The 12,523-nt window shown below is 44.2% G+C and carries 11 protein-coding genes; 10 read left to right on the forward strand and 1 reads right to left on the reverse strand.

Annotated features, from left to right (window positions below):
• Position 1 precedes the first annotated feature (1 nt).
• On the reverse strand, positions 2–988 hold the full coding sequence (locus ACZ43I_RS01705) for a hypothetical protein (protein WP_344704631.1): 987 nt from the start codon (positions 986–988) through the stop codon (positions 2–4).
• A gap of 135 nt (positions 989–1,123) precedes the next feature.
• On the opposite strand from ACZ43I_RS01705, the gene ACZ43I_RS01710 reads away from it, so the two are divergent.
• The 10 genes from ACZ43I_RS01710 to ACZ43I_RS01755 all read left to right on the forward strand — a co-directional run bounded on the left by ACZ43I_RS01710 (position 1,124) and on the right by ACZ43I_RS01755 (position 12,515).
• Positions 1,124–1,810 (forward strand): hemerythrin domain-containing protein, encoded by a 687-nt coding sequence (locus tag ACZ43I_RS01710; RefSeq protein ID WP_344704629.1) that lies wholly within the window; start codon positions 1,124–1,126, stop codon positions 1,808–1,810.
• Between the two features lie 239 nt (positions 1,811–2,049).
• Positions 2,050–5,721: a nitrate reductase subunit alpha gene (locus ACZ43I_RS01715; protein ID WP_344704627.1), complete on the forward strand. Its 3,672-nt coding sequence runs from the start codon at positions 2,050–2,052 to the stop codon at positions 5,719–5,721.
• The gene (gene narH, locus ACZ43I_RS01720) at positions 5,711–7,264 is read left to right on the forward strand and encodes a nitrate reductase subunit beta (protein ID WP_344704625.1); all 1,554 of its coding nucleotides are present in this window, start codon (positions 5,711–5,713) and stop codon (positions 7,262–7,264) included. Before ACZ43I_RS01715 ends, narH begins: the two co-directional genes overlap by 11 nt.
• Complete coding sequence (gene narJ, locus ACZ43I_RS01725; RefSeq protein WP_344704623.1) at positions 7,257–7,835, forward strand: nitrate reductase molybdenum cofactor assembly chaperone; 579 nt, start codon at positions 7,257–7,259, stop codon at positions 7,833–7,835. Before narH ends, narJ begins: the two co-directional genes overlap by 8 nt.
• Complete coding sequence (gene narI / locus ACZ43I_RS01730; RefSeq protein ID WP_344704621.1) at positions 7,828–8,505, forward strand: respiratory nitrate reductase subunit gamma; 678 nt, start codon at positions 7,828–7,830, stop codon at positions 8,503–8,505. The genes narJ and narI overlap by 8 nt, the downstream gene beginning before the upstream one ends.
• Positions 8,506–8,535: 30 nt before the next feature.
• Complete coding sequence (locus ACZ43I_RS01735; protein ID WP_344704618.1) at positions 8,536–8,994, forward strand: GAF domain-containing protein; 459 nt, start codon at positions 8,536–8,538, stop codon at positions 8,992–8,994.
• Positions 8,981–10,012, forward strand: a complete 1,032-nt coding sequence (locus ACZ43I_RS01740) for a sensor histidine kinase (RefSeq protein ID WP_344704616.1) — start codon at positions 8,981–8,983, stop codon at positions 10,010–10,012. Before ACZ43I_RS01735 ends, ACZ43I_RS01740 begins: the two co-directional genes overlap by 14 nt.
• 12 nt (positions 10,013–10,024) lie before the next feature.
• Positions 10,025–10,675, forward strand: a complete 651-nt coding sequence (locus tag ACZ43I_RS01745) for a response regulator transcription factor (protein ID WP_344704614.1) — start codon at positions 10,025–10,027, stop codon at positions 10,673–10,675.
• A 15-nt stretch (positions 10,676–10,690) separates the two neighbouring features.
• Positions 10,691–11,227 carry a hemerythrin domain-containing protein gene (locus tag ACZ43I_RS01750; RefSeq protein WP_344704612.1) on the forward strand — a complete coding sequence of 179 codons (537 nt, stop codon included), beginning with the start codon at positions 10,691–10,693 and terminating at the stop codon, positions 11,225–11,227.
• 109 nt (positions 11,228–11,336) lie between these two features.
• Entirely contained in the window at positions 11,337–12,515 is a 1,179-nt protein-coding gene (locus ACZ43I_RS01755; RefSeq protein ID WP_344704610.1) for a nitrate/nitrite transporter, read from the forward strand.
• Positions 12,516–12,523: the final 8 nt, after the last annotated feature.

Genomic DNA, 12,523 nt, shown 5'->3' on the forward strand with positions numbered 1-12,523 from the left:
ATTATTTATATTGTTTCCTACGTTGTTTTTCTATTTTCTTCTCAAGCTTCATCTGTTTCTTTGATTTTGTCATTGAACTGGGTTCACCAGTTCTGCGTCCTGTTTCAGACACCTTTTCTTCCTGCATGGTACGGTGGCGATTAAAGAGGGAATCTTGATTGTCCGCTGAGGATGAAGATTTTGAGATTGCGTGTTTTGGGTCCAGTATATTTTTATGCTTTGTGAAGAGTGGGCCATTTTCGTAATTTTCCTCTTCATGTCCTTTGACATTCTTCTCGATGTAGTGGTTCATATTTTGATTCATGTTGTCTAATCTCTCCTGTCCTTCATTATTGGATGGTACTTCCTGTAGATTGTCATCCTCTCTCAATGACGATCGGTCAGAATTACCACCGTCTTCTGTAGAGTATACATCATCCTGGTCATCTTCATCAGCAATCAATCGATTTGATGCGCGATTATCTTCGTATGCCAATGCAACTCCATAGTTATCAGGATTGGATTTCATATCGGTTTTTATTTCAGGGGCTACAGGATCTTCTTCCCCGGAATCGTATGATAAACCATCGTTGTTTTCATTTTGGGACTGCATTATTTTAGGGACTTCGGACTTTTGGATTTCTTTCAAACGGGATTTGCGGTGTTTTTCTTTATCCTTTTGGAAACGGGATTCCAAGGCTTCTGCTTCTTTCAGACTGTCTTCATACTGCTTCATTTCTTTGGTGTATAAGCGTTCGCTTCGTTTTTCTTCTATTGCCCCGGAAACTTTTGATAATGCTGTCCTGCCAGTCGTATATGTCGTGGCCCCAGCATTTTTTACCGTATCCAATGCATTGGCGCTTTTATCCTTTGCAGTATGATAAGCATGAGAAGATTTCTCCTCGAGTTTTTGTACGTCAGGATGCTGCTTAATCCGTTTTCTTTCATTTAGGAGAGGGACGAGGATAAGCGGCAGGAGCGTTACTGCCTTTTTCACATTTTCATTCATTAGATTCAACCTCCATGGTCTTCATATATGATGATTATAATATACCCTAGCCGATGTTTCATTAAACTGCTGGAGAAATCGTTTAGATGCTGTGCTTTAAAGGTATGGTTACAATAAAATAGGGAGGAATGCAGGTTGAAAAATATAACAGAACAGATGACAATAGGCGAGATTGTGACAGAAGTTCCAAAAGCCGGCGACATGATGCGCAAACTGAGAGTCGATTTTGCCAATGAGGGTGGACGGACATTGCAGAGCATAGGAGAGGCACAGCAATTGCCACTTGAAAACCTTTTATATGAAATAAATCAATTCGATACTGAAAATATGGATGGCATTGATGTGAAGTATATGGACGAAGAGAGTCTCATCAAATATATTCAACGGAAGTATCATGAAGACTTGAAAGATGAGCTACCGGTATTGGAAGAATATGTTGAAAAAATGGTCAAAGAAGATCGTGCCCTTGAGGAAGTGGAAACTGTTTTCCTTAATTTGAAGACTGCGCTCCTCGACCATACGAAGGATGAAGACGACAATGTATTTCCGATGCTTAAAGAATTCATGGAGACACCATCAGCCGAGTTGAAAGAGGCTTTAAAACCTCATTTGACAGAACTCGAAGATGAACATCGGAACGCGGTAGAGGCTTTTTGGCGGGTGAGGGATCTGACGAATGATTTCACGCCAGAAGAAGGCGACTCCGGGATTATACGCTTTGTGTATCAGCGGATGGAAAAACTGGAAAAAGATACATTGGACCATGTTCACCTGGAAAATAACATCTTGTTCAAGAATGTTAGAGAAAAACATTACGGCTGATTCGATAAAGCCCCCTGGCCTAAAAGGCCAGGGGGCTTTTTGAACCTATCATTTCCTCGTGTTTGTCTATTGTATAGCCATCTCGTATTCGACTGAGGGGTATGACCATCCTCAATTTCAATTTGATACAGTTCAAAAGAACCAAAAGTAGGAAATTCCCTAATATCTTTATAGGCACTTTAGCCAGATAATATAGATATATTAATCAAATAGCAGAAATTTTGATGGGAGTGGCACAGATGGATGGTTTGTTTGGACTTAAGTTTTTCAAGCCTACTGAGAAGTTCAATGGTAACTGGTCGATTCTGGAAGAAAAAAGTCGCGAATGGGAAAAGATGTATAGACAACGATGGAGTCACGACAAAGTGGTCAGGACAACACACGGCGTAAACTGTACAGGATCCTGTTCCTGGAAGGTGTTCGTCAAAAATGGAATTATAACTTGGGAGAATCAGCAGACGGATTACCCTTCATGCGGGCCCGACATGCCGGAATATGAACCAAGAGGATGTCCTCGTGGCGCTTCGTTCTCATGGTATGAGTATAGTCCGATGCGCATAAAATTTCCTTACATGAGAGGGAAGCTATGGCGTCTCTGGCGGACGGCATTGGAAGAACAACAAGACCCAGTGAAAGCGTGGGCAAGTATTGTCGAAGATGAAGAGAAGGCGAAATCCTATAAGCAAGCAAGGGGGATGGGCGGTCATGTGAGGGTCAACTGGAAAGACGCCACGCAGCTCATAGCAGCGCAGCTCATATACACAATCAAGACATATGGACCGGATCGCATTGCAGGATTCACTCCGATTCCCGCCATGAGCATGCTCAGTTATGCTTCGGGTTCAAGGTTCATTTCCTTGATTGGAGGAGAGATGCTCAGTTTCTATGACTGGTACGCCGACCTTCCGAATGCTTCTCCGCAGATCTGGGGGGACCAGACTGATGTACCCGAATCTGCAGATTGGTATAACTCCAATTATTTGATGATGTGGGGTTCAAATGTTCCGCTGACACGTACGCCGGACGCACACTTTATGACTGAAGTCCGATATAAAGGGACTAAAATCGTATCTGTGGCTCCGGACTATGCAGAGAATGTCAAATTCGCCGATAATTGGCTGGCACCAAATCCAGGAACGGATGCGGCACTTGCACAAGGGATGACGCATGTCATTCTTGATGAATTCTATCATGAACGAAAAGAACCAATGTTCATCGATTATGCCAAACGTTTTACAGACATGCCATTCCTCATCCTGTTGGATGAATTCGAGGATACTTTAAAAGCCGGCCGGTTCTTACGAGAGAGTGATATTGGTCTTGAGTCAGAGCATGCCGAATGGAAACCGGTCATACTGGACGGCAATACCGGCGAAATGATCGCTCCAAACGGTACGATGGGTCAAAGGTGGGAAGAAGGCAAAAAATGGAACCTGAAACTCGAAAGGGATGATGGAGCCCCGATTGATCCGATGATGACAGTTGAAGGTTCGGACTCGGAAGTAATTGAGATTGTATATCCATATTTTGATAATGCCGGAAATGGTACTTTCACCCGTCCTATCGCAGCACGAAAAGTGACCCTGGCAGACGGCACAGAGCGCTATGCAGCAACCATATACGACCTTATGCTGAGCCAGTATGGCGTCAACCGCTTCGGCACTGAACACGAAGCAAAAGGGTATGATGATGCATCTTCCATCTACTCCCCAGCGTGGCAGGAGAAAGTGACGGGAATCAAGCAATCACTGGTTATACAGATTGCCCGTGAATTTGCACAAAATGCTGTGGATACGGATGGACGCTCCATGATTATCATGGGAGCAGGCATCAACCACTGGTTCAATTCAGATACAATATATAGAGCCATTCTGAACCTGGTCATCCTATGTGGTTGCCAAGGTAAAAATGGTGGTGGCTGGGCCCATTATGTCGGCCAAGAAAAAGTAAGGCCACTTGAAGGATGGGGTCAGGTAGCATTTGCAAAAGACTGGGGTGGGCCATCACGCCAGCAGAATGCAACGAGCTGGTTCTATTTCGCAACTGAACAATGGCGTTATGAAGAAGCTGGGGCGGATACACTCCAGTCCCCTACTGCTGAAACAATCAGCTATAAGCATCCGGCTGACTATAACGTACTTGCAGCGCGTCTTGGTTGGCTGCCGAGTTATCCGCAATTTGATAAGAATAGCCTCGACTTTGCTAAAGAGGCAGCAGCGGCGGGTGATGATTCTGATGAAGCAATCATCAATATGGCAGTAGAGCAATTGAAGAACAAAGAAACGAGATTTGCGATAGAAGATCCGGGCGCCAAGGAAAATCATCCGAAAACATTGTTCGTCTGGCGTTCAAACCTTATCTCTTCTTCAGCAAAAGGTCAGGAATATTTCATGAAGCACCTTCTAGGTACAAAAAGTGGACTGCTTGCTTCTCCAAATGATGAATTCATGCCTGAGGAAATTGAATGGCGAGATGATGTGGAAGGTAAGCTGGATTTGATGGTTGCCCTGGATTTCAGGATGACAGCAACACCAATCTATGCAGATATTATACTGCCGGCCGCCACATGGTATGAGAAACATGACATCTCAAGTACCGATATGCACCCATTTGTGCATCCATTCAATCCAGCTGTAGATCCACTGTGGGAATCAAAGTCTGATTGGAATATCTTCAAAGATATAGCGCGGGGCTTTACAACGATGGCAGAGGAACAACTGCCGGGTAAACATAGGGACCTTGTCACAATGCCTCTTGCACATGACACCCAACAGGAAATTGCACAGCCTCTCGGCCATATTAAAGACTGGTCGAAGGGTGAGATAGAAGCGATACCGGGCAAAACCATGCCGGCCATGAAGGTTGTAGAGCGTGACTTCACGCAAGTATACGATAAGTTCATTACTGCAGGTCCTGGATTTAAGAACAAGATAGGAGCGCATGGCGTTTCGTTTGACGTCAGCAAGCAGTATGAAGAATTGAAATCGATGAACGGTGTCTATACAGACGGTTCCATAAAAGATGGTTATCCGCTGATGGATACTGCAAGACGTGCTGCTGATGTAGTACTTCATGTTTCCTCCTGTGCAAATGGGGAGGTTTCCGAAAAATCTTATGAAGACCTGGAGAATCAGACTGGAGTCCAATTGCGCGATATTTCAGCAGACCGTAAAAATGAGAAGATTACATTCAAAAACATCACATCACAACCTCGTGAAGTGATTCCGACGGCAATTTTCCCTGGATCCAATAAACAGGGCAGACGCTATAATCCTTTCACCACCAATATCGAACGACTGGTGCCTTTCCGTACTTTGACTGGTCGCCAATCATTCTATATCGATCATGATATGTTCCTGCAGTTTGGGGAAGCCCTGCCTGTCTACAAACCAACATTGCCCCCGATGGTATTCGGTACACGTGACAAAAAGGTTAAAGGCGGCGTAGACAGTCTGGTGTTGAGGTACTTGACACCACACGGCAAATGGAATATCCACTCAACCTATCAGGACAATCTGCATATGCTGACCCTCTTCAGGGGTGGGCCTACTGTGTGGATATCAAGGCTTGATGCAGAGGATCACGACATCAATGATAACGAATGGCTGGAAGTCTATAACCGTAACGGAGTGGTTGCGGCACGGGCAGTCGTTTCACACAGAATGCCAAAAGGTACGATGTTCATGTATCATGCGCAGGATAAACATATAGAAGTACCAGGATCGGAAATTACGGATACACGAGGCGGCAGTCATAATGCCCCTACGAGAATACACATGAAGCCGACACAGATGGCAGGAGGGTACGCCCAGATCAGTTATGGCTTCAACTATTACGGCCCTATCGGAAACCAAAGGGATGAATATGTAGCAGTAAGAAAAATGAAGGAGGTCGACTGGCTTGAAGATTAAAGCACAGATTGCAATGGTGATGAACCTTGATAAATGTATTGGCTGCCACACATGCAGTGTGACCTGTAAGAGTACTTGGACGAATCGTCCAGGCGCTGAATATATGTGGTTCAATAACGTTGAGACTAAACCCGGAATCGGTTATCCGAAACGTTGGGAGGATCAGGAGCATTACAAAGGTGGCTGGAAACTCAAGAATGGCCGTCTGGAACTTAAAAGTGGTACGAAACTCTCCAAGATTGCCCTTGGTAAAATATTCTACAATCCTGACATGCCCGAAATGAAGGAGTATTACGAGCCATGGACTTATAACTATAAAGACCTGATTACTAAAGAAGAAAGTGAGCATAGTCCTGTAGCTAAAGCCCATTCAGTCATCTCAGGAGAAAAGATGGATCCTGAATGGGGACCGAACTGGGAGGATGATCTGGCAGGCGGACACATTACCGGTCCGAGAGATCCGAACATCGAAAAAATTGAAGAGGAAATCAAATTCAATTTCGAACAGACATTCATGATGTACCTTCCGAGGTTATGTGAACACTGTCTGAACCCAAGCTGTGTGGCAAGCTGTCCTTCAGGTGCAATGTATAAGCGTGACGAAGATGGCATTGTTCTGGTTGACCAGGATGCATGCCGCGGATGGCGCTACTGTATGACTGGTTGTCCTTATAAGAAGGTATACTTCAACTGGAAGACAAATAAAGCAGAGAAATGTACATTCTGTTTCCCACGTGTTGAAGCAGGGTTGCCTACAGTCTGTTCCGAAACTTGCACAGGCAGAATGCGTTATTTGGGAGTTCTGTTGTATGACGCAGATCGCGTACTCGAAGCTGCAACTACGGAAAATGAGAAGGACCTCTACGAAGCACAACTTGACCTGTTCCTGGATCCTAACGACCCGGAAGTGATCGAGCAGGCTGAGAAAGATGGTATCTCTTACGATTGGATTGAAGCGGCGCAGAATTCTCCTGTATATAAACTTGCGGTTGAATATAAACTGGCGTTTCCGCTTCATCCAGAGTACCGCACAATGCCTATGGTATGGTATTGCCCACCACTCAGCCCAATCATGAACTATTTTGAAGGTAAGGATTCCATAAAAAATCCAGATGCAATCTTCCCAGCTATTGATGAAATGAGGATTCCAGTCCAATACTTGGCCAATATGCTGACAGCAGGTGACACTGAAGCAATAAAAGGTGCACTGCAGAAGATGGCGATGATGAGACAATATATGCGTGCCATCTCAAGCGGGAAAGACTTCGATGAATCAAGGCTCGAGCGCGTTGGAATGACTGCTACGGAAACTAAAATGATGTATCGCCTGCTGGCTATTGCGAAATATGAGGATCGTTTCGTCATCCCGACTTCACATCGGGAACAATATACGGACCCATACCGCGCTCAAGGCAGCAGTGGCTTCGGCTTTGGAGGTTCGGATTGCGATGGATGTGGTCCATCATTGTCCCAGGCTTCAATGGCGAAATCAGGTAGAGAAGTTTATGAAGAAAACTTCTACGGGGGAATCTGGCGTGATTAATCTAGAGAAACTATATGATTACAAACAGGCATTCGGCTTTTTCGCCACTCAGCTTACGTACCCGGAAAAACTTGACTTTCATCCAAGGGAATTCGAGGGGGCTTTCACGGAAAGCCACCCTGCCTACCCTTTCATCAAGCAATACTGGGATGATATGTATGAAATCAGTTTGGACGAAATACAACAAGTCTACACACAGACATTCGACTTCGATAAGCATACGAATCTATATATGACCTACTTCAAGTTCGAGGAGCAGAAAGAACGGGGTCAGATGCTTGCGAAACTTAAAGTATTGTATGAAATGTTCGGGTTGAAAATGCCGGACAATGAATTGAGTGATTACCTGCCATTGATGCTCGAATTTCTTTATGCTGCTGATTGGCGTGGAGATGATCGGGCAAAAGAAAGCATGACACTGCTCATCATGGTGCTTGAAGATGGTACATACCACCTGATTCAAGCCCTTGAAAAAAACAAGAGTCCATATTTCAACCTGATAAAAGGACTCAGGGAAACGTTCAAGGCATGTGTAGAAGTGTCTGAGAAAGAGGGCGTAGAACATGATTGATCAGTTCCTTTGGGTTATTCTGCCTTATCTCTGCATCGCAATTTTTATAGTGGGACATATATGGAGGTACAAAATCGACCAGTTCGGCTGGACGGCCAAATCCAGTGAGTTCATCGAAAAGAAATATCTGATGATCGGAAGTATACTTTTTCACTTTTCTGTTATTCCGGTATTCTTTGGTCATGTTGTAGGACTGTTGGTGCCTGCACGGTGGTTGGAAGGAATCGGGGTAACTAACCACCTATATCATCTCGGTGCATTATATGTCGGCGGTTTTTTCGGCATCGTTATGCTGATAGGCATGTTTTTGCTGACACTGCGCCGTGTTACCAATAAATCTGTGCGCCGACTCAGTTCGGCGTCAGATATCCTTGTGAATTTCCTGCTGGTTTTCATTACATTCATGGGAGTATATGCTACTCTTGTAACGAACAATATAGTTGTAGATTTTGACTACAGGCAGACCATCTCCATCTGGCTGAGGGGATTATTCGTATTCTCTCCTGATGCCAACCTGATGACTGATGTACCATTGGCGTTCAAGATACATGTCATTACCGGCTTTCTGATCTTCGCCTTGTGGCCGGCCACGCGGTTGGTCCATGCATGGAGCTTGCCATTCTTATATTTCAACAGAAGCTATATTGTTTACCGCAAGCATAAGTCTTAAAAAAAGACCTCCTTGGGATGGAGTGGGGATATGGATAAGATGGAAAAAATTCTTACTGATATAAAAGAGAAATACCTATTTGATACAGTGGCATTGACGGATGTTGAATGCAACCGCTGCCACAGCATAAAATGGAAATACAATATTGGGAGTACAAATGACCGTTGGAGAAAGATCGAACTCAGAAGCGGCAAAGGCATCCCGGGCATCGTAATGAAAACAGGAAAATCATTGGTTGTTGATGCAATCGAGCGTATAGAGATGGATAGCGACGTTTTCCAGTATCCAATGATCAAAATAGAACGGCTGAAAAGTTTTATTGCAATGCCTCTGTGGAACGATACCGAAGAAGTTATCGGTATCGTTTTATTGGGTAATAGACAAGTAAGGTATTTTCCTCAAAAGGAATACGAGGAGATAAAGGAATATATAGAGAAGCATCTCAGGCAACAAATTTTGAAAGAGTTGGTAGCTAATGAAGGAAGCTAATCTGATCGGTCTACTTGAAGCAATGTTTCACCAGTCTAAAGAAATGATCCTTTTCGTCAATGGAGATGGCGAAATCGTCTATATGAATGCTCATGCATCGCGCACATTGGACGATACAGATTATGATAAATCGCAATTTCAGCATATCTGCTCACATTGTCAAGGCATGTATGTGGGAGAAGGACGTATAGAATGCAACAACTGTTATCTGCATATGGACGAAAAGGTGACATTCCAGGTGTATATGCGTACCAGGGATGGGAGTATAGAACCATTCATCGCCAACTTTCAGCGCATAGATCCAGAAGAAGGCATCAGTGTGTTTACTTTGAATCCATTATCTGAACAACTTAAAACACAAGAGATGGAACATCAAAAACGATTGACACAACGCATCATCCAAGCCCAGGAAGATGAAAGAAAACGGATTTCGAGGGACTTGCATGATGGGGTGACCCAAGAACTTCTTAATGTATTGCTTGAGATGAGATTGTTCAAATATATCGAGGACCATGATGCATTAACTGAGAAGATGCAGAAATCGGAAGAGTTTTTAAGTCGCCTATTGGATTATGTCAGAAACATCTCTGTAGAACTACGACCTGCAAGTCTCGATGACCTTGGACTGGAAGCTGCGCTTAAAACCCATTTCAAATGGGTGGAGAGACAGTACGGCATGACTGTAGAGTGCCACTTGGATATGCACAATAAGCGCTTCAACCCTGAAGTGGAGACAGTCGTCTACAGGATTATCCAGGAAGCGATTTTCAATGCAGCGAAGTACGCAGATGTAGAGACCGTGGAAGTCGATTTGCACGAGATTGAGGATATCTCAGGCCACTCCCTCAATTTTGAAATACGTGACGGAGGACTCGGGTTTGATCTGAATAGCCATCCACTGGGTACAGGACTCGGCCTTTTTGGCATGAATGAACGTGTAAGTAGCGTTAACGGCAACGTGACCATAGACAGCGCCCCAGGTAATGGCACGACAGTATCAGGTTCGATCCCTTTATAAGGAGGCGTTGGAATGAATATAGTCATAGCAGACGATCATGCAGTAGTCCGCACAGGCTTCAGTATGCTGATCGATTACCAGCCAGATATGAAAGTGATCGGGACGGCTGCAGACGGCAGGCAGGCATTTGATAAAGTAAATGAGCTTAGACCGGATGTTCTCCTGTTGGATTTGAGTATGCCACCGGGAGAGTCCGGTCTTTTTGCAGCCAGTCGTATTACAGAAGCTTTTCCAGAAATCAAAGTATTGATTTTGACCATGTATGATGATGAGGAATATATCACCCATACTTTCAAAAGTGGCGCACATGGTTATATATTGAAGAATTCACCAGACGACGAATTGATTTCAGCAATCAGGACAATTTACAACGGTAAACGGTACATTGATCCAGTGCTGATGGATGAAGATATGGAACGGCTGCTGAAAAATGATCAGTATCCGGAGCATTCGAATGAACCATTCAACATCCTGACAAAAAGGGAGTTGGAAATCCTACCACTAATCGCCAAAGGGTATGGAAACAAAGATATTGCAGGCATGCTTTTTGTTTCCGTCAAAACGATTGAGGCACATAAATCAAGAATCATGGAGAAACTGGAATTGACATCACGTCCGGAACTTGTTGAGTATGCAATGAAGAAAAAACTCATGGATTTTTAAATGGAGGGGAATGGAGTGGCACAGGAAGCGTTTCAGTTTAAAGTGAAAGCATTGAGAGTGCTGGAAAACGAGCATCGTTATCTGAAGTATTTGATGGATGACTGGTTTCAATTGGTGCTGAAGTTTGAACATGATGATGTTAAAAGCAGGTTGGAGGGGCTGATGGTCATCAAAGATCTCAGGCAGAAATTGAATGAATTCGAAAAACCTTTGAAGCGACATCAGGAGAAGGAAGAAAGATTCTTCTTTCCGATGCTTGGTGCATACATCGGGTTGGAGCAGGGACCGATCATGTCGATTGAAGAAGAGCATGCAGAGATAGATTCATATATCGCCCACTTCTTTCATCACTCCATGCATGATATGAACGAAATGTCCCTTGAGAGCATGAATGAAATGGTGAAAGACGTCATGGAAGCTTATGAAGTGCTGATGGTACATATGGTGAAAGAGGAATCGGTCCTTTTTGAAATGGCAGATAAAATGTTGAAAACAGTTGACGAAGAAGTGCTGTTTGAACAAGTGAATACACTCATCACTGAGCCGGCGTGAGGTTCCGCCGGTAAATATAGGGTTTTCCCTTCTTAACTATATTGAGGTTTTTGAATTATACTATGTATGTATAATAAATCACAATATAAAATAAAAGAGGTTGATTCCTATGAATGAGAAAATGGGTAAAAAGCAGCTGATTCTCCACACATTCAGTCTACTTGCCGGATTCATGGTGTGGACATTGCTTGCACCGCTCTTCCCTGAAATCGTCGAAGATATCCCGGAAGCGGCCGCGCAGCAATCTTTGATTGTTGCCCTACCGGTGATTCTAGGTTCCGTCCTGCGCATACCATTCGGCATACTGGCCAATAAGATCGGAGCGCGCCTAGTGTTCCTGTTCAGCTTCATTTTCCTTTTGGTTCCAGTCTTCTATCTGAGTATCGCTACTACACCGATGGACCTTATGATAGCAGCGGTGTTCCTCGGAGTCGGTGGAGCGATTTTCAGTGTGGGTGTTACGAGTCTTCCAAAGTATTATCCGAAAGAAAAGCATGGGTTTGTCAATGGTGTATATGCCATGGGTAATATCGGTACTGCCGTGACAAGCTTCGGGGCACCATTACTGGCCCTCGCATTTGGTGGCTGGCAGGCAGCTGTCCAGACATATCTTGTAGTATTGGCGCTATTTGCCATTCTGCAGTTCATATTGGGCGACAGAAACGAAAAGAAAGTAAGTCTGCCTCTCGGCAAGCAATTCAAGGAAGTCATGCGCGACTATAAGTTCTATTTCTTCAACTTATGGTACTTCATTACATTTGGTGCTTTCGTCGCTTTCGGACTCTTCTTACCGGCATTTCTGACGGATGAAGCATTGTTTGGACTGACGACCTTGGATGCTGGTGTCAGAACCGCAGTCTTCATTATAATTGCGACGGTTCTTAGACCAATAGGTGGCCTGATCGGTGATAGGTTCAATGCGCTGCATTCTTTGATCATTGTATTTATCGGCTTGACCGTTTCAGGACTACTCCTTGCCTTCACATATAATTTCATCTTCTTGTTTACCCTGGGAAGTTTGCTTGCAGCGGTATGCGCGGGGATTGGAAATGGACTTGTCTTCAAGTTCGTGCCGACATACTTCTCTAAACAGGCGGGTATCAGTAATGGAATCGTTGCAATGATGGGTGGCCTGGGTGGCTTTTTCCCGCCGATTGTAATTGATCAGGCACACAATTTGACTGGTAGCTATGCAATTGGATTCATCCTGCTGTCAGTCTTCTGCATCATCAGTCTGTTTACAATGTTCTACATGAATAGTAACCTTAAGAAAAATGAACTTGCATAAGAGGGATG

Source organism: Salinicoccus jeotgali (assembly GCF_055379195.1).

Bases quoted from the DNA above. Each gene is read 5' to 3' on its own strand.
- ACZ43I_RS01745 (WP_344704614.1), top strand. From the start codon at position 10,025: ATGAATATAGTCATAGCAGACGATCATGCAGTAGTCCGCACAGGCTTC.
- ACZ43I_RS01705 (WP_344704631.1), bottom strand. From the start codon at position 988: ATGAATGAAAATGTGAAAAAGGCAGTAACGCTCCTGCCGCTTATCCTC.
- ACZ43I_RS01735 (WP_344704618.1), top strand. From the start codon at position 8,536: ATGGATAAGATGGAAAAAATTCTTACTGATATAAAAGAGAAATACCTA.
- ACZ43I_RS01715 (WP_344704627.1), top strand. From the start codon at position 2,050: ATGGATGGTTTGTTTGGACTTAAGTTTTTCAAGCCTACTGAGAAGTTC.
- ACZ43I_RS01755 (WP_344704610.1), top strand. From the start codon at position 11,337: ATGAATGAGAAAATGGGTAAAAAGCAGCTGATTCTCCACACATTCAGT.
- narI (WP_344704621.1), top strand. From the start codon at position 7,828: ATGATTGATCAGTTCCTTTGGGTTATTCTGCCTTATCTCTGCATCGCA.
- ACZ43I_RS01740 (WP_344704616.1), top strand. From the start codon at position 8,981: ATGAAGGAAGCTAATCTGATCGGTCTACTTGAAGCAATGTTTCACCAG.